Here is a 16,250-nt window from a genome sequence, read left to right as displayed (position 1 = left end):
GACAATGAGCAATCGAATTTCGCGCAATATCTCCATCATCCTGCGGTCCGAAAGATTGATCGCGCAGCGGCATCTGGCGGTGTTGCGACGTCAGACCGGTTTGATGGTGATGGCGCTGGTTGTGGCGGGCATTGGGCTGGTGATGTTGAACGTGGCCGGATTCTTTACGCTGGAAGAGGTGATGACACCGGCTGCAGCAGCCTTGATTGTCGGCGTGGTGAACTTTGTGCTCGCAGGCTTGTTTGTGTCTTTGGCATCGTCCAAGTCCGGCGTCGAGGAAGACATCACAGCGGTCACGGAAGTACGTGACATGGCGATTGAGGACCTGGAAGCGGAGGTGCGTCAGGCGGCGGATGAGGCAAAATCGGCGGTGGACGCGGTGAAGGCCATGGCAGCCAATCCGCTGGGCGGGATCGCGCCAGGTGTTGCCGCTGGAATCGCCAAGGCGGTTGTCAAATCCATGAAATCCAAGGAGTGAGCCAACCGCGTTTGCGGACTGGCTTACAAGGCGACGATTTTGACGTGGTTGCCTTTGGCCGCGAGAGCCACTTTGCCTTCACAGAGACGTAGGGCATCTGCGCCAAAAACCTCGTGCCGCCAACCATGCAGGGCCTGCACGTCGCGGCTGCCGGATGCGAGCGCATCCAGATCGGCGGAAGAGGCGATCAGTTTGGGTGCAACGCTAGAGCTTTCGGTTTTGGCTTTCAGCAGAACACGCAAAAGATCAGCCAGGGCCGGGTTCACCTGCACCTTGTCGTCACGCTTTGGCAGGCGCGGCATCTGATCCTGCGGACACTCTTTGCCAGCTTTGATGGCTGCAAGAATACCATCGGCAATCTCACCTTTGCGCGCCTCGCGCAACAGCAAGCGAGAGCGCCCCAAATCATTCATGTTGGCTGGTTTGGTTGAGGCCAGTTCAACCAGAGCATCATCCTTGAACACCCGGTTGCGCGGGATGTTGCGGCTTTGGGCGTGGGCTTCGCGGAATTTCGCCAACTCGCGCACGATGGCGAGGAATTTTGGCGATGTGGTGCGGGTTTTCACGCGCTTCCAGGCATTCTCCGGATCGATGATGTAGGTCTCCGGGCGGGTCAGAAGCTGTAGCTCTTCCTCTACCCAATGCGCGCGGCCGGTTTCAGCCAGTTTGGCGGAAAGAAACTCGTAAATTTTGCGCAGGTGGGTCACGTCGCCAATGGCGTAGGTTTTCTGCGCATCGGTCAGCGGACGGCGGGACCAGTCGGTGAAGCGGGAACTTTTGTCCAGGCTCTGCTTGGCAATTTTGCGCACCAAAGTCTCGTAACCTGCTTGCTCGCCAAAGCCGCAGACCATGGCGGCAACTTGTGTGTCAAATAGAGGATCTGGGAACACACCCGCTTCGACAAAGAAGATCTCCAAATCCTGACGGGCCGCGTGGAACACTTTCACAACATTGGTGTCGCGGAAGAGCTCATACATCGGCTCCAGCGACATGCCGTCTACCAGCGGATCGACCAGCACAGCGTTATCCGTGCCATCGCCGGGCATCGCCATCTGCACCAAGCAGAGTTTGGAATAGTAGGTACGCTCGCGCAGGAATTCCGTGTCGATGGTCACATAAGGCTCTTTGCGCGCCATTTCACAGAATTGCGCGAGCTCTTCGGTCGTCGTGAGGGTTTTCATATGCAGCGTGTCTTCTTAGTGTGTTCTGTAAAGCTGTGGATAACAGCACTACGCACAAACGTAGAGGAAAGCAATTGATCCACTCTTAAAGAGTGATCGGTGTGGTATTTCCTGCCGCAAATTGGCGCAGAACCGCTGGGTAGAGTTTGTGTTCCTGTACCAAAACGCGCGCGGCCAGGTCGTCAGGCGTGTCGCCAGCCTCAACCGGCACGCGGGCTTGGCCAAGGATTGGACCGTCATCCAGTGCAGGAGTGACGAGGTGCACCGTGCAGCCATGCTCTTTGTCGCCAGCTTCCAATGCCCGAGCATGGGTGTGCAGACCTTTGTATTTCGGCAGTAGCGACGGGTGGATGTTGAGCATCCGGCCTTCCCACGGCGCCACAAAGCCTTCTGTTAGAACACGCATAAAGCCAGCGAGGCACAGGATGTCCGGTTGGACTTTGTCGAGTTCCGCCTGAAGCGCGGCCTCAAACGCTGGACGGTCGCCTTTGAAGGGGCGGTGATCGACTGACACGGTTTTCACGCCCATGGCTTCAGCTTTGGCCAAGCCACCCGCGTCGGCGCTGTTGGCCAGCACCAAAACGGGTTCGGCGGCGTGGCCGGGCAATGCCATGTCTTCGAGCAGGCGGACCATGTTGGAGCCGCCGCCCGAAATGAAAATCGCGACGCGTTTCTTCACAGGAGGGACCCTGTGTAGGAAACGCCTCCACCGGCTTGCACAGTGCCGAGCGTGTAGACGGTCTCGCCTTGCTCTTTCAGCAGCGCGGTGAGGGCCTCTGCTTGGTCGGCTTCAACCGACAGGATCATGCCAACGCCACAGTTGAAGGTTTTGAGAATTTCGGCCTCTTCCATTCCGCCGGTCTTGGCGAGCCATTGGAACACGGGAGGCAGTTCCCAGGCGTCGAGATCGATGTTGCCGGACAGGCCTTCCGGCAGCACACGGGGGAGGTTTTCGGTCAGGCCACCACCGGTGATGTGGGCCAATGCGTGCACGCCACCCGCGCGGACCGCCGCGAGACATTGCTTCACATACAGACGAGTCGGGGCCAGAAGCGCCGCGCCGAGAGTTTGACTGTCGTCCCACGGGCAGGTGTCGTTCCACTTCAGACCAGAAACTTCGACCAGCTTGCGTACGAGGCTGTAGCCGTTGGAGTGTACACCGTTGGAGGCCAGCCCCAGAAGGACGTCGCCTTCTTTCACACCTGCTGGAAGGTCTGCGCCGCGCTCCATGGCGCCCACAGAGAAACCTGCGAGGTCAAAATCGCCTGCCTCATACATGCCGGGCATTTCGGCGGTTTCGCCGCCGATCAGGGCACAGCCGGATTGGTAACAGCCTTCGGCGATGCCTTCGATGATCCGAGCGGCGGTTTCGGTTTCCAGTTTTCCGGTGGCAAAATAGTCGAGGAAGAAGAGGGGTTCAGCACCTTGGCAGACTAGATCATTCACACACATGGCCACGAGGTCGATGCCGACGCCGTCCACGTTGCCGGTGTCGATGGCAATGCGCAGCTTGGTGCCCACGCCGTCAGTGGCGCCGACGAGGATTGGATCGGTGTAGCCCGCGTCCTTGAGATCAAACAAGGCGCCAAAGCCACCCAGACCTGCCATCACGCCGGAGCGTGTGGTACGTTTGGCGGCGGGTTTGATGCGCTCCACCAATGCGTTGCCTGCGTCAATGTCCACACCTGCATCCGCGTAGGTGATGCCGTTTTTGCCGTCGCTCATGGGGTATGTCCTTACAATCCGATGCTTGGCGTGGTCCTTACTGCATTGGCTCGGCGATTGGAACAGGGGAATGCACCGCCTGCGTCAACAGGCGTTGCAAGTGCAGCATCACGCGCCGTATTGCCATGGGGCAGGCTGATACGCATAGCCGTCTGCGGATTTGCGCACCTTACCGAGGCCCGGGAAATCGAGGTGTGAGCCCGTAACCAACAGGTTATCAGCTACGGCCCGATCAAACATGCCAAGACGGGTGTCCACCGTTTGAGCAGCGTCGGTGTCAAAGGCGATGGTGAGGTTCGGGTTGTCAAACTGCAGCGCGGTCATATGAACCAGATCGCCCCAGAACAGGAGCTGCTCGTTGCTGGACTGCAGCAGATACCCTGCGTGACCGGGTGTATGGCCAGGCAAAGGCAAGCTGGTCAGGCCTGGCAAGATGTCCAGTTCGCCGTTGTGGAGGATCATCCGGTCCGCATAGGGTGCGACCGTGTTACGGGCAATTTGGAAGAACCCGCGCGAGCTTTCCGGCACGCTCGCCATAATCGCATCGTCATGCCAGAAGCCATATTCAGTTTGCCCAACTGCGATCTGCGCATTGGCGAAAACAGCCTGACCCTTGGCGTCAATCAACCCGCCGGAATGATCCGGGTGAATGTGGGTCAGCGCGACCATATCAATGGAGTCGGCACTGACGTTGATTGCGTTCAGGGCCTTGTTAAGATCACCCAGAGTTTCGCCAAGAAAAGAGCTGGTTCCCGCATCGATCAAAACGCGACGCCCGCCAACTTCCACCATAAACGCATTGACCGGAATGCGCACGCCGCCCGGGTAGAGTTTCTGCTGAGATTTTTCCAGCGCAGCGCTGACATTAGCCTCATCAAAACCGGGAATCATTGCCGGAGCTGCGTCCAGATATCCGTCGAGCAATGCGGTCACTGTTGCATCCCCCACGGTGAAGCGATACGTGCCCTGGAACGGTTTTTCAATGGTTTTCGAGGCCGCGACTGGCGCGGGGACAGCAGCAACGGCAGGGGCTGCGGCCGCGGTGAACAGGAAGTTTCTACGGGTCATAGACATAAGGGTCTCCAATATCCCTGAAGCAAATTTTTGAGCCAGACTGTGCTGGTTTCGGATATCTAGGCTTGATAATTAGGCCGCAGTACCGATGTGATGGTGATACAGGACATAAGGAGCGCTTATAGCATGGACCGGATGGGACTAATGGAGACCTTTGTGAGTGCGCTTGCGGAGGGCAGCCTCTCTGGTGCGGGGCAGCAGCGCGGCATTTCGCAATCTGCCGCCAGTCAGCAAATTCGCCAGTTGGAAACCCACATTGGGCAACAGCTCTTGCATCGCTCTCCTCAAGGGGTGTCTGCCACGCGCGCGGGAGTGTTGGTGCAGGAGCATGCACAAAAGCTTTTAGAACGCTACGAGTTGATGTTGGCCGAATTGGAGGCATTAGACGGCGATGTGGCCGGCACCATACGGATCAACACAGGTAATTTTCTGGGGCGTGTGGTGTTTGGGCCAGTGCTGATTGAACTCGGCAAAGCGCATCCGGATTTAGACATCGTTCTGCGTATGGAAGATCGCTTGGTGGACGTGGTGCGCGAAGGCTATGACCTTGCCATTCGTGCCGGGCGCTTGGGCGACACCTCTGGATTTGGACGCAAGATCGCGTCTTTAGAGACAGTGTTTTTTGCCACACCAAGTTACTTAGACAAACACGGTCGCCCGGAAACGCCGGACGATATGAAGCGTTTGAAGTTTATCCAGCACCACGAGGACAAGACAGCTGGCTTTTTTGATGTTAGGCATGAGGGACAATCCTATCAGGCACCCATTCGCGTGGGATTTACTGCGGATGATCCTGAAATCATACTAAAGGCCGTGGCCACAGGAATGGGCTACACCCGCGCGGCGCGCATGCTGATACAAAAGGAACTGGACGAAGGGGTCTACGAAGTGGTGCTTCCCGAGTATCAAGCACCGAGTAAAGACGTTTTTGCGATTTCGCCAACCAAGACCATACCGGGCTCAAAAATAGATTTGGTGATCAATGCGTTTGTCGACAAATTGGCTGCGCTGCGCCGCCAAACGGATATCAAACTGGTGGCAGACAAACTGACCGCTTGACGACACCGGCGGCATTTCATAACCAAGCACTTGGCGGGCCTGTAGCTCAATTGGTTAGAGCAGAGCGCTCATAACGCTTTGGTTGCGGGTTCAAGTCCTGCCGGGCCTACCAAAATCCGCCAAAATCATTCAGTTTCAGAAGCTTGGATTGCAAACTTAGCGTGCGCGTCGGTCGATGCTGTTGGTCAAGGCCTTAACGCGAACGGTGCGCACGCCTGCCATTTCCTGATCGGTCAGGACCACAGCTGTGGTCACTTCACGGGTTTGGTCGGACCCACCAACTACGGGTTCAATTGGCGGGCGCCCCAAGAGCTCCAGCGTCAGCACACCGCCATCCAACGCGCCGGTTTCAGGCAGAATCAAACGCACGTCTGACGTGCCATGTACTGAAGAAACGCCTATCGCCATGATCAGGCGCCCTTCAGTGACGCGGTGCACTTCGACAGAAGTCACCTTATCGATTGGTAGGCCACGATAATCCTGCTCTTCCTGGGTAGTGAAGAACGACCGGCCGTCTTCGGTTTGTTCAGGAATCAGGGGGTTCACATCCGCAGCGGCAGCTGCCCCGTCGGTGTCCCACCAGTTGGCTGGGTTCCAGCGCGATTGACAGGCGGACAACGCCAGAGTGGCGGTCAACAAAAGTACGACAGGTGTGCGCATCGATAGGCCTCATTCTTTGCCCCATGGGTTAACCTATTCGTATCGCCTTGAAAAGCTTCTGATGCGGCTGGGGGTGAGGGGCTGGACCTTTTTGATTGTGCGGCATAGGTGAGAAGGCACCGTTTGAAGTTGTAGGAGTGATCCCACCATGGCAGCCGAGGCCTTTGAAGATATCGTCGAGGACTTTGAGTTCATCGAGGATTGGGAAGACCGCTATCGCTATGTGATCGAGCAGGGTAAAGACATGCCGGTGCTGGATGAGGCGCTGCGGGTGCCTGCGACCAAGGTGGATGGTTGTGCCAGTCAGGTGTGGTTGCATCCGACCATTGAGGGCGGCGTGTTCCACTTTGACGGCGCCAGCGACGCAATGATTGTCAGCGGGCTGATTGCGGTGTTGCGCAAGCTTTACAACGGCTTGAGCCTTGCCGAGGTAATTGCCGTCGATGCACGAGCCGAATTGGAGCGGTTGGGACTCAACGAACATCTGTCGTCACAGCGCTCTAACGGTTTGCGGGCGATGATCCAGCGGATTCGTCTGGTCGCCACAGAGGCCGCTTAAAACACCTTTTGGGCAGTGCTCCGGCGGGTGTTTTTTAGGAACCGACTGAAGCTTGGCCGCGGAAATAGGCGAGAACGTAGAGGCGTATCGCCGTGGCAAGCCCGGCGTCCAGATCGCGCTCCGCATCGATTTGCGCGGCAAGCGCATTGATTGGGATGTTTTTTTCTTCCGCAATGTCGCGAAAGGCGCGCCAGAAATCATCCTCTAAGGACACGCTAGTGCGGTGACCACGCAGCGTGAGAGAGCGCTTGATTGGCCGGCTCATTCGCGTTCTTTTCCGTCCAGATCCCGGCGGGTTTTCTCTGCCTGCGAACCTTCCAGTTTTTTCTGAGCTTTGGTTCGGCCAAATTTCACGGCGTTTTGATCTGCCTGCGCTTTTTCGTCAGCGCGGGCTTTGGCTTTGCGGAACTTGTTGAGATTCACCACACTCATGTCTGCAGGTTACTTGCAAAACGTGAGATTGCCCAGACAGTCCATGTTTAAGAGAAGATGGCCTCGGCCTCGCAGGTGGTGATCTCGTCAATCACCATGGCGAACACCGGCGTCGTGGCCAGGGACAGTCCACCCATAATCAGGATGAGGATCAGGTGGAGGGGACGGATGCTCTGTTTTTTCATGGCAGTTACCTAGGGTGGCTGTTGTTGAATTTCAAACGCTTGGCCATGATTTTTCCGTCGAAAAAAGTAAAGGCGGCTCAGGGTTGAGCCGCCTTTGAATTGTTTTTGCTGTCAGAGATCAGTCTTTGGGGCCAATCATCTGCTCTGGGCGCACAACCGCATCAAAAGTCGCTTCATCGACAAAGCCAAGCGCGATGGCTTCTTCCTTCAGCGTGGTGCCGTTTTTGTGGGCGGTCTTGGCCACGGTGGTCGCGTTGTCATAGCCAATGGTTGGGGCCAAAGCTGTCACCAGCATCAGGCTTTCTTTCATCAGCTTGTCGATGCGTGGCTCGTTGGCTTTGATGCCGTTTAGCATACGCTCAGTGAAGCTGTCCGCCACATCGCCCAAAAGCTGCATGGATTGCAGCAGGTTGTAGGACATCATCGGGTTGTAGACGTTCAGCTCGAAGTGCCCTTGAGAGCCAGCAAAGGTCATGGCGGCGTTGTTGCCCATGACGTGGGCGGCGACTTGGGTCATCGCTTCGGCCTGGGTTGGGTTCACTTTGCCTGGCATGATCGAGGAGCCTGGCTCGTTTTCCGGCAGGATCAATTCGCCCAAACCGGAGCGCGGGCCGGAGCCCAGGAAGCGGATGTCGTTGGCGATTTTGTACATCGCGCCCGCTACAGTGGCCAAAGCGCCGGACATGAAGACCATGGCGTCATGCGCTGCAAGCGCTTCGAATTTGTTTGGCGCAGTGACGAAGGGCAGGCCGGTGATCTCGGCCATATGACCTGCCACGGCTTCACCCCAACCCGGTTGGGTGTTCAGGCCGGTGCCCACCGCGGTGCCACCTTGTGCCAGTTCATAGATACCTGGCAGAGCTGCCTCGACACGGGCGATGCCCTGACGGATCTGGTGTGCATAACCACCGAATTCCTGGCCCAAAGTTAGCGGGGTCGCATCCTGGGTGTGGGTCCGGCCGATCTTGATGATGTCTTTGAACTCTTCGGACTTTGCTTCCAGACCCTCTGCCAGCTTGTTCAAGCCCGGCAGAAGTACGTCGCGCACTGTCATCGCGGCGGCGATGTGCATGGCGGTTGGGAAGGTGTCGTTGGAGGACTGGCCCATGTTGCAGTGATCGTTAGGGTGCACTGGGTCTTTGGAGCCAATCATACCGCCGAGGATTTCGATTGCGCGGTTTGCGATCACCTCGTTGGAGTTCATGTTGGACTGGGTACCGGAGCCGGTTTGCCAAACCACCAATGGGAAGTTGTCGTCAAACTTACCGGCAACAACTTCGGACGCAGCCTGAATGACGGCGTCCGCGATTTTCGCGTCCATCTTGCCGGTGGCTTTGTTCTGCATGGCGCAAGCCTGCTTGATCACGCCAAGCGCGCGCACGATGGCGACGGGCTGCTTTTCCCAACCAATTGGGAAGTTCATGATCGAGCGCTGGGTCTGTGCGCCCCAATACTTGTCGGAAGGGACCTCTAGTGGGCCAAAGCTGTCGGTTTCAGTACGGGTATCTGCCATGACGACCTCCGGTAAAAAATGTCAGGAGTGTCATACCGGAAGTGGGGCAAAGTGCAATACTGTATACCGTGGGATACCGCTAACAAGGCGCGGCAAATCGGCCCTTTTTGCCGAGGTTTTGTGTCCAGGTAGGCGTGAAGTCCAAAATGCGGCACGTATGGCCAAAAGGATCACTTACGGAAGCTGTCCAGAGACACCACTTCGGCGTCCTTTCGAGGCTCTTCGACGATCTCTTCGAGGTTGATTTCCTCAGGCAGCTCATCAAGCACGTCTTCGGCTTCGTCCTCGTCCTGGGTTTCAAACCGCAGGCCAAATTCCACCGAGGGGTCCACAAAGGTCTTGATAGAATTGTAAGGAATATAAAGAGGTTCTGGCGCGTCGCCGAAGTTCAACGTCACCGCGAAGCCTTCGTCTGTGACGGTCAGATTGTCATACCAGTGCTGCATCACCACAGTCATTTCGCCGGGGTAGCGGTCCGACAGCCATTCCGCAATTTCAACGTCCGGGTGCTGGGTGTCAAAAGTGATGAAGAAATGGTGCTCGCCGGGCAGGCCGTTCTGTTGAACATCGGCCAAAACCGTCTGAATCAAGCTGCGCATCGCGCGATGCATGAGATTTCCGTAGTCGATGGTCCCGGACATGGCAGTGCTCCGATAGTCTGTTATGTTGACAATAGACCATTGCGCGGGAAACGAAAGATGATCCAGCGCAAAAAGTTGGCCTAAAGCAGACCAATTGTCATCGCGACGACGGTTGAGAGCGCTAGCACAACAAGAAGTGGCAGGCGCAGCTTCAGCATCGCAAAGATTGCCGCGACGGTCAGGACACCGGCGATGGGATCAAAACTGGCCAGGACGGGCAGGGCGCCGATGGGGCTTGAAGTGGTTTCGGCAAACAGGAGGTTGAGTGTGAACCACAGGCTCAAGTTGGCAATCACACCCAGTACGGCGGCGGAAATCAGGGTGAGTGCAGAGCTGAGGCGTGGGTTAGACAAAATCCGAGAGACGTGCGGCGCGCCGGCAAAAATCCAAAGAAAACAGGGGATAAAGGTGCACCACAGCGCCAGCAGGCCAGCGGTCAGCGCAAGACTGGCCCCGCCCTGAAGTTGGCCAGCCAGCGTGGCGACAAACTGGGTGACGAGGATCAACGGGCCAGGGGTGGTTTCGGCCAAGCCAAGCGCATCCATCATTTGATCGGTGGTGAGCCAGCCGAAGTCCTGCACCACAGCTTGCACCATATAGGCCAGCACAGCGTAAGCGCCGCCAAACGTGACCACGGCCAGTTGCGAAAAGAACAGCGCAATGTCTTTGAGGAAACCACCGGCAGACACTGCAAAGACCACGGGAGCCAGCCAAAGCAGCCCCCAAACAACGACAGCGGTGACAGTTTGCCTCCACGGGTTTGCAACGTGGTTTCGGCTGGTGTCTAAGTCCGGTGTTGCTGACTGCCGGGACAAAACAAATCCCAAAGCCGCAGCCAGGACAATGACGGCCGGAAAGGGCAGGATCGCTGAATACAACGCGGCGAAGCTTGCCAGTGCAACTGCCGCGTTTGTTCTATTTGTCAGTACCTTGCGCGACAAACCTAACAAAGCTTGCACGATGATCGCCACAACCGCGGCTTTGACGCCAAGAAAGGCTGAGGCGACCAATGGGAGGTCGCCAAAAGCGGCGTAGCCTGCAACCAAAGAGAAGATCAAAGCGGCACCGGGCAGCACAAACAGGCTGCCAGCGATAACGCCGCCGAGCGTGCCGCGCAACTTCCAGCCACAGAATGTGGCGAGTTGCATGGCTTCAGGGCCAGGTAAAAGCATACAGAAAGACAGGGCGCCGAGAAATTCTTTCTCTTTCAGCCACCCCGAGCGGTCGACAAGCTCCTGGTGCATCAATCCGATTTGTGCTGCGGGGCCGCCAAAAGACAGGAGGCCGATGCGTCCGAAGACGCGCAGTAAGTCGGAGAAAGAGGGCATCTGCGTCATGGCTCTATGGCTAGCGCACGATACCTCGGATGCAAGGTGTTTTTGGTGGCTTTAGGCGACCTTTTGCCCAGTCAGACACATGGCCATGGTCTGCTCCGGGAGGAAGCCCATTTTCTCGAAAAAGGCAACCAAATCAAAGTTATTATAAGCTTCTACCATGAGCGCGCCTTCAAAACGCACAAAGAGTTGACCAAAGCCGGTGATGCGATCGCCGCTGACCGGGTTGAGAATGCTCATGGTCCAGAGGGCTGCGGCCCAATCGCCGTCCACCATGACCTTCTCCACACAGACAATAGGATCTTCGACCAAGGCCAGATACATGCTTGCCATTTCCCGGAAATCGTCCGGACCCACATCAAAGCCCGGCAAAACGCCTTCGGCTTTACTATCAGGACGGAACATCTCGTCGATGGCGTCCATATCGGCTTCTACCCAAACACGCCGGAACCAATCTTCGATTACTTGCTGTTTATCTACAGACATTTTGAGTGCCTTCCAGTTGTATCCCCAAAGCAGACGCTACGGTCCAAAGAGTAAGCGAAAGGTTAAAAAGAAAGGTCAAATCGTGGCGAAATTGCGATTTTTAACAAATAAAGCAATTTTGACGCCGAAGTATTAATGCCGAGCCTCAAATTAACCATTTTTCGTTGAAAAATTAACGCCTTCCACACCCAATAAGCGACTCGGTTAATTTAATAAGTTTGGGTGGAAAAGTGCAGGATTCTGTTGCCAGGTTCCTGCGGACCCCGCCTGAGGCAGCTAGCGTCAGGACTTAGATTTCGGTGTTAGGCACTGCTTACGCAGCGACTGCTACCGGAGCACGATTGTCATTTGCAATTGTACAGTTTTCGCCGATAACGGTGGCAGACAGCCGAGACAAAGCTAACTTCTTTAGACGTCCGTCGATCCTATTTCGTCCCCATGATCCCCAAATGAAGGATGTTTGGTGGAGACGCCGGGTACCGCCCCCGGGTCCGATCCGTTTATTACAAGCGCGTTTATGTCCATAGTTCCCCAGGGAACACCCCATAGATAGTGGTGTTGCGCGGGGGGTGCAAGCGCCGTTAACCGGTTTTTGGCACGTCTGTAAATTGTCTGTATAGCGACTGTATCGCGGAGGTGGGGTATCTGACGGCCCGGCTGAGGTTACCGGACCGTGCGTTGCGCCCCCAAAGGTTAAGCTGCGTTAACTATGATCCGCGTAGGAGGCGTCCCAGAAATCCCGTTCCAGCTTCACGGCCCGCAGGAAGAGCGCTTCCACTTCACTTTGCGCCTTAGTGGACAGAGTTGGCCACACGGCGTCCAGTTGAGAGCGCAGGTATTCCACGACACCTTCAAAGCCTTCGCCAGCATGCAGCGTGATCCATTCAGCAAAATAGAATGGCAGCTCGTCTTTGGGTGGGTGCACGGGGGTGGCCCAGCTTAAGTAGACCCATTCGGCCACAACCAACACGGCGAGCATCAACTCATAACGACCTGAGGCGGCGGCTTCGGCCATCAACGCGTTGAAGCCTTCGGTGGGCGGGGCAGGTGGCGCGTTTTGCTCTGCGTCACTCATGTCGAGTGCCTCAAAGGAGCGCAAGAAGTAGGTGTTTTCCGGACCGGTCACGAGCGCCAGAAATTGTGCGGCGGGGACCGAGTCGGCCAAAGTGGGTGCATGGGCAATGGCGCTGGCGAGCAGGCGCACAAAGTTGCCGACAAACTGATAGTCCTGCGCCAGATACCAGCGCATTTTTTCCAGGGGCAGGGTGCCCTCTGCCAGTTCGGTACAGAACGGGTGCGTGGTGGCGGCGGTCCAATCGTCACCCGCAAGGGTGCGCAGATGGTCGGTCGGGCGCATGTGAGTCTCCTGTTGAGCGGCTTTGAAACCGTTTGGGCGGAGAAAACCCGCATCCCGTGTTGGGTGCAAGCAGGTTTATTACCTACGCCAGCGGCGAACCACGCGCATGTCCCAGACGACCCAAAGCGTCGTCCCGACTACAGCGAGGCATGTTATCCATTTGCTGACCGATCCCATGGTGCCTTCGATCAGCAGTGCATGCACGACGGTTGAAATAACAATGATCTCAGCAAGCACATTGTGAAGAATAGCCCAATGCAGAAAACGCAAGGGCAAGTGGCGCCGTAACATAACTAGGACGGTCGTGATGATCATGCCCCAGAGCGCAACGACTCCGTAAAGAGAAAACGGTGTCGGGGAGACGAGGAGCAGCGCGTCAAGCGTATCCGGTGGGCTTGTCAGGTAAAGGCCGCCGACATGTGCCACCACCGCGAGAACGATGACGCTGCCTGTGGCGCGATGCCAAATACGTGCGGTGCGAGGCCTGAGCCCAGGAATATGGCCGCCTGCGAGCAGCGGCTGCAAAAGGAACAGTATGAGTCCAAGTATGCCAGCAAACCCGGCCGCAATGTATGTCGACTCTCTATATTCAAGATACGGGCTTTGCGCTGCGATCACCAAAGGCAACAGCAAAGCAAGGACCAACGCACTCCAGATCAAAGCTGTCTTGGCCATTATGGGAAGATCATGCCCGCGTGAGGACAAAGTCGACGTTTAGCGATGTGTCTCGTGCACTTGGCATAAAAGGGCGCAGAAAGACCGTTTTGAAGGTGCCGTCATCATAGGCAAGATGTGCGTGCGGTTGGCCAAAGTTTGGCACAATCTGGTGCATTTCCAGATGATAGGACCCGTCTGCCTGAGTGAGAACGGATCCATGGTTGCGCGGTTCGCGTTCTCCGCCAATCGTGGTTGCCGCCCAGATTTGGATACGGGCATTTTGAATGGGTTGGCCTTGACCCGCCAGACGGACTTTGCCGGAAATATGAAACCCATCACCAAGCTTTTCGACAAAAGGCGCGTTTGGACGGTAGTTGTTTGAACCGCCCCGCATCGTTTGAGTTGGTTTCAAAGACTGTGCGAGAGCAGGTGAAGACATCCCCGAGGCGACCAGAGCAGTGGATAGACCAGCACCAATCAAAAAACAGCGGCGATTGTAGTAGGGCGTGTACATGGCAAACTCCTGTGGCACGGCTGGGGTGGTGGTCCTTGCCGCAGTGTGCCACAGGCGTTGAGATTTTCAGTGCACATGTTTGTGAGTGCCCATGCGTTTATCGCCGTGCGCGGGCCTCCATGGCCTCTTCACCCAGCGTGAGCGTGTAAGCCGTGAGTTCCGCTAGGGCCTCATCGGCGTCCGCGCTGTTTTGCATTTCCAAGGCGTCGGCAATGCGGGTGTGCAGGCCGATGATCACATCGCGGTTGCGCTGTGTGAAGGTGATCATATTCATCAGGGGCTGCATGGCTTCCACGGCGCCGGCGAGTTGGTAAGACAGGACCGGGTTGTTGGCGCCATCCACAAGCGCGCGGTGAAAGGCCACGTCACTGTCACAGAAGCGCTCGTCGGAGAGGCCCGGCTGCGCCTGGCGGTGGATTTCCGCGCGCATCGTGGCGAGATGATCTGGTGTGCGGCGTTGGGCCGACAAGGGCGCGCAAGCGCGCTCCAAGGCAAAGCGGGCTTCGCAGGCGGTTTCAAAATCCACTGCGTTCATAGACAGCAGAAGCGTGCTGGTTGTGATTTGCTGCGCGTAAGCCTCATCATATGACAGGCGCCGCACAAAGGCCCCGCCGGTGGCGCCGCGTTGGGTGCGGATCAGGTTCTGCGCCGCCAGGCGTTTGAGCGCCTCGCGCACGGTGGGGCGAGAGACGTCAAATTGGTCAGCCAGCTCAGATTCCGAGGGCAGGCGTTCGTCGACAATCATGTCACCGGAGATAATCGCATCGCGGATGGCTTTGGCGATTTGTGCGGAGAGGTCGGCTTTGTTCTTGGGGTCTATTTTCAATTGTCTGACATTTAGTGTTTGCTGCGCGTTTAATTGTCTGACATTTTAGTCCCAAGAAGTGAGTCGCGGCAAGAGGAGGAATGTCGACGATGATCGCAGATCGCATTCGTTCCATGACCGGGTCCCATTGGCTCGCCTTGTTTGGCAGTATTCTGGCCGCGTGGGCTGTGCTGTTCCTGATGGCTATTCCAGCAGAAATGCGGGAGCTTAACGCGATTTATGGTGCGGATTTTTGGGTCAGCCTGTGCACGATCACGCCGGATGCCAGCGGCTTTGCTCGCGTGTTGCTGATGTGGATCGTGATGAGCGCCGCGATGATGGCCCCAACGGCTTTGCCAGCCTTTGCCACCTACGATGATCTGGCGCGCCAAGCGCCAGGCGCGAAGTTTTCTGCGCTGGTGGGCGGCTATCTGGCGGTGTGGATCGGGTTTTCCATACTGGCCGCAGGGCTGCAGATGGTGTTGTTTCAGGCGGGACTGCTGGGCGCATTGGGGGAAAGCCGGTCGGCGTTTTTCTCCGCGTTCTTGTTGGTGGTAGCGGGACTGTATCAATTCTCCCCCATGAAGGAGGCCTGCCTGTCCAAGTGCCGCATGCCAATGACGTTTTTTATGCAGCATTGGGACGAGGGGCCTTGGAAAAACGGACTACGCTTGGGGCTGATTTGTCTGGGCTGCTGCTGGGCGTTGATGCAGTTGGCCTTTGTGGGCGGCGTGATGAACATCGCCTTCATGGGGCTGGCCACGCTGATCATGATTTTTGAGAAACTGCCCGACGTCGGGCGTTGGGTGACAAAGCCGCTGGGGCTCGTGCTGTTGTGCAGCGCGGCCTATGTGGCGGCGGGCGCCTTGTGAAGCACACTTAAGGAGGACTCATTATGGCATCGGATCGCATTCAAGCGCCCGCCAAGATCGACAACCGCCATCCGGACGCGATGAAATCCGGACTGGGCACCATTCCGTGGACCATCAAAGGGGAGCTGATCCTCAACTGTAACTGTACGGTGTTCTGCCCCTGCGTGGTGAGCCTCGGCCTGCATCCACCCACAGAGGGCCATTGTCAGACCTGGGGCGGTGTGCGGATTGACGAAGGTCAGTATGGCGACGTCGACCTGTCCGGGTTGAACATCGGTCTGTTGATCGAGATCCCGGGCATGATGAGCCGTGGCAACTGGAAAGTGGCGCTGTTCATTGATGATCGCGCCAGCCCCGAGGCTTACAACGCGCTGGTGGATATCTTCAGCGGCAAAGCCAAAGGCACCACCGGTCTGTTCCAGGTTCTGGTGGGAGAGATCATTGGCGTGGAGCGTCAGCCTGTGTCTTATGACACGTCCGAGGACGGCAAAACCCGCCACATCACCGTCGGCAAGAAGATCGAGGGTGTGGTCTATCCGGTTGAAGGCAAAAACAAAGATGAGGAGATTGTGATCTCCAACACAAAATACTGGATGGGGCCAGACATCACGGTGGCGACAGCCTCCAAAGGCCGCGTGCGTGCCTTTGGCCGGGTTTGGGATTTTGGCGGGCGCTCTGCTGAGATCTGCCAGATCGACTGGCACGGACCTCGGTAACG

General features: G+C 56.9%; 21 protein-coding genes, 1 tRNA gene and 1 other RNA gene. 6 read left to right on the top strand and 17 right to left on the bottom strand.

The genetic code is table 11. The features are described from left to right. Nucleotides 1–4 precede the first annotated feature (4 nt). A complete protein-coding gene (locus tag MK208_RS05685) occupies nt 5–478 on the top strand; it encodes a phage holin family protein (protein WP_294114792.1) in 474 nt (157 codons plus the stop codon). Nucleotides 479–501: 23 nt separating this feature from the next. On the opposite strand, the gene rnd is transcribed toward MK208_RS05685, so the two are convergent. The 4 genes from rnd to MK208_RS05665 all read right to left on the bottom strand — a co-directional run bounded on the left by rnd (nt 502) and on the right by MK208_RS05665 (nt 4,452). Then, complete coding sequence (gene rnd, locus MK208_RS05680; RefSeq protein ID WP_294114788.1) at nt 502–1,659, bottom strand: ribonuclease D; 1,158 nt, start codon at nt 1,657–1,659, stop codon at nt 502–504. An 85-nt stretch (nt 1,660–1,744) separates the two neighbouring features. After that, on the bottom strand, nt 1,745–2,338 hold the full coding sequence (purN, locus tag MK208_RS05675; protein WP_294114785.1) for a phosphoribosylglycinamide formyltransferase: 594 nt from the start codon (nt 2,336–2,338) through the stop codon (nt 1,745–1,747). After that, on the bottom strand, nt 2,335–3,384 hold the full coding sequence (gene purM, locus MK208_RS05670; protein ID WP_294114782.1) for a phosphoribosylformylglycinamidine cyclo-ligase: 1,050 nt from the start codon (nt 3,382–3,384) through the stop codon (nt 2,335–2,337). The genes purN and purM overlap by 4 nt, the downstream gene beginning before the upstream one ends. A gap of 108 nt (nt 3,385–3,492) precedes the next feature. Next, nucleotides 3,493–4,452, bottom strand: coding sequence for an MBL fold metallo-hydrolase (locus MK208_RS05665; RefSeq protein ID WP_294114780.1), 960 nt, complete (start codon nt 4,450–4,452; stop codon nt 3,493–3,495). A 132-nt stretch (nt 4,453–4,584) separates the two neighbouring features. Between MK208_RS05665 and MK208_RS05660 the strand changes: the two genes are divergently transcribed. Both MK208_RS05660 and MK208_RS05655 read left to right on the top strand, forming a co-directional pair. After that, a complete protein-coding gene (locus tag MK208_RS05660; protein WP_294114777.1) occupies nt 4,585–5,517 on the top strand; it encodes a LysR family transcriptional regulator in 933 nt (310 codons plus the stop codon). A 35-nt stretch (nt 5,518–5,552) separates the two neighbouring features. Further along, nucleotides 5,553–5,629: transfer RNA gene (locus tag MK208_RS05655), tRNA-Ile, on the top strand. Nucleotides 5,630–5,673: 44 nt separating this feature from the next. On the opposite strand, the gene MK208_RS05650 is transcribed toward MK208_RS05655, so the two are convergent. Beyond that, complete coding sequence (locus MK208_RS05650) at nt 5,674–6,177, bottom strand: hypothetical protein (RefSeq protein ID WP_294114775.1); 504 nt, start codon at nt 6,175–6,177, stop codon at nt 5,674–5,676. Between the two features lie 148 nt (nt 6,178–6,325). Here MK208_RS05650 and MK208_RS05645 point away from each other — a divergent pair, with 148 nt between their 5' ends. Further along, nucleotides 6,326–6,736, top strand: coding sequence for a SufE family protein (locus MK208_RS05645; RefSeq protein ID WP_294114773.1), 411 nt, complete (start codon nt 6,326–6,328; stop codon nt 6,734–6,736). A gap of 34 nt (nt 6,737–6,770) precedes the next feature. On the opposite strand, the gene MK208_RS05640 is transcribed toward MK208_RS05645, so the two are convergent. The 12 genes from MK208_RS05640 to MK208_RS05585 form a co-directional block, all read right to left on the bottom strand. Next, nucleotides 6,771–7,001, bottom strand: a complete 231-nt coding sequence (locus tag MK208_RS05640) for a ribbon-helix-helix domain-containing protein (RefSeq protein ID WP_294114771.1) — start codon at nt 6,999–7,001, stop codon at nt 6,771–6,773. Further along, nucleotides 6,998–7,168, bottom strand: coding sequence for a DUF4169 family protein (locus tag MK208_RS05635; protein ID WP_294114769.1), 171 nt, complete (start codon nt 7,166–7,168; stop codon nt 6,998–7,000). Before MK208_RS05635 ends, MK208_RS05640 begins: the two co-directional genes overlap by 4 nt. A 47-nt stretch (nt 7,169–7,215) precedes the next feature. Beyond that, a complete protein-coding gene (locus MK208_RS05630) occupies nt 7,216–7,353 on the bottom strand; it encodes a hypothetical protein (RefSeq protein WP_294114767.1) in 138 nt (45 codons plus the stop codon). 118 nt (nt 7,354–7,471) lie between these two features. Next, complete coding sequence (fumC, locus tag MK208_RS05625; RefSeq protein WP_294114764.1) at nt 7,472–8,866, bottom strand: class II fumarate hydratase; 1,395 nt, start codon at nt 8,864–8,866, stop codon at nt 7,472–7,474. Between the two features lie 170 nt (nt 8,867–9,036). Continuing rightward, on the bottom strand, nt 9,037–9,507 hold the full coding sequence (locus tag MK208_RS05620) for a ClpXP protease specificity-enhancing factor SspB (RefSeq protein WP_294114763.1): 471 nt from the start codon (nt 9,505–9,507) through the stop codon (nt 9,037–9,039). A gap of 80 nt (nt 9,508–9,587) precedes the next feature. Continuing rightward, nucleotides 9,588–10,844 carry a chromate efflux transporter gene (gene chrA, locus MK208_RS05615; RefSeq protein ID WP_294114761.1) on the bottom strand — a complete coding sequence of 419 codons (1,257 nt, stop codon included), beginning with the start codon at nt 10,842–10,844 and terminating at the stop codon, nt 9,588–9,590. Nucleotides 10,845–10,895: 51 nt separating this feature from the next. After that, nucleotides 10,896–11,327 carry a nuclear transport factor 2 family protein gene (locus MK208_RS05610; protein ID WP_294114759.1) on the bottom strand — a complete coding sequence of 144 codons (432 nt, stop codon included), beginning with the start codon at nt 11,325–11,327 and terminating at the stop codon, nt 10,896–10,898. 229 nt (nt 11,328–11,556) lie between these two features. Further along, nucleotides 11,557–11,906: a transfer-messenger RNA gene (ssrA, locus tag MK208_RS05605) on the bottom strand. 124 nt (nt 11,907–12,030) lie between these two features. Continuing rightward, nucleotides 12,031–12,684 (bottom strand): TenA family protein, encoded by a 654-nt coding sequence (locus MK208_RS05600; RefSeq protein WP_294114757.1) that lies wholly within the window; start codon nt 12,682–12,684, stop codon nt 12,031–12,033. Nucleotides 12,685–12,762: 78 nt separating this feature from the next. Next, complete coding sequence (locus MK208_RS05595; RefSeq protein WP_294114755.1) at nt 12,763–13,359, bottom strand: ferric reductase; 597 nt, start codon at nt 13,357–13,359, stop codon at nt 12,763–12,765. 10 nt (nt 13,360–13,369) lie between these two features. After that, nucleotides 13,370–13,735 (bottom strand): twin-arginine translocation pathway signal, encoded by a 366-nt coding sequence (locus tag MK208_RS05590; RefSeq protein ID WP_366010542.1) that lies wholly within the window; start codon nt 13,733–13,735, stop codon nt 13,370–13,372. A gap of 217 nt (nt 13,736–13,952) precedes the next feature. Continuing rightward, a complete protein-coding gene (locus MK208_RS05585) occupies nt 13,953–14,681 on the bottom strand; it encodes an FCD domain-containing protein (protein WP_294114753.1) in 729 nt (242 codons plus the stop codon). An 80-nt stretch (nt 14,682–14,761) separates the two neighbouring features. On the opposite strand from MK208_RS05585, the gene MK208_RS05580 reads away from it, so the two are divergent. Together MK208_RS05580 and MK208_RS05575 are read left to right on the top strand one after the other, a co-directional pair. Continuing rightward, nucleotides 14,762–15,532: a DUF2182 domain-containing protein gene (locus MK208_RS05580; RefSeq protein WP_294114751.1), complete on the top strand. Its 771-nt coding sequence runs from the start codon at nt 14,762–14,764 to the stop codon at nt 15,530–15,532. Between the two features lie 80 nt (nt 15,533–15,612). After that, nucleotides 15,613–16,248 carry a DUF1326 domain-containing protein gene (locus MK208_RS05575; RefSeq protein WP_294115232.1) on the top strand — a complete coding sequence of 212 codons (636 nt, stop codon included), beginning with the start codon at nt 15,613–15,615 and terminating at the stop codon, nt 16,246–16,248. Nucleotides 16,249–16,250: the final 2 nt, after the last annotated feature.

The organism is Shimia sp. (assembly GCF_022448905.1).
GTDB lineage: Bacteria > Pseudomonadota > Alphaproteobacteria > Rhodobacterales > Rhodobacteraceae > Shimia.
Note: the sequence above shows the minus strand (reverse complement) of the source record. Positions and strands in the feature narration are given on the sequence as shown.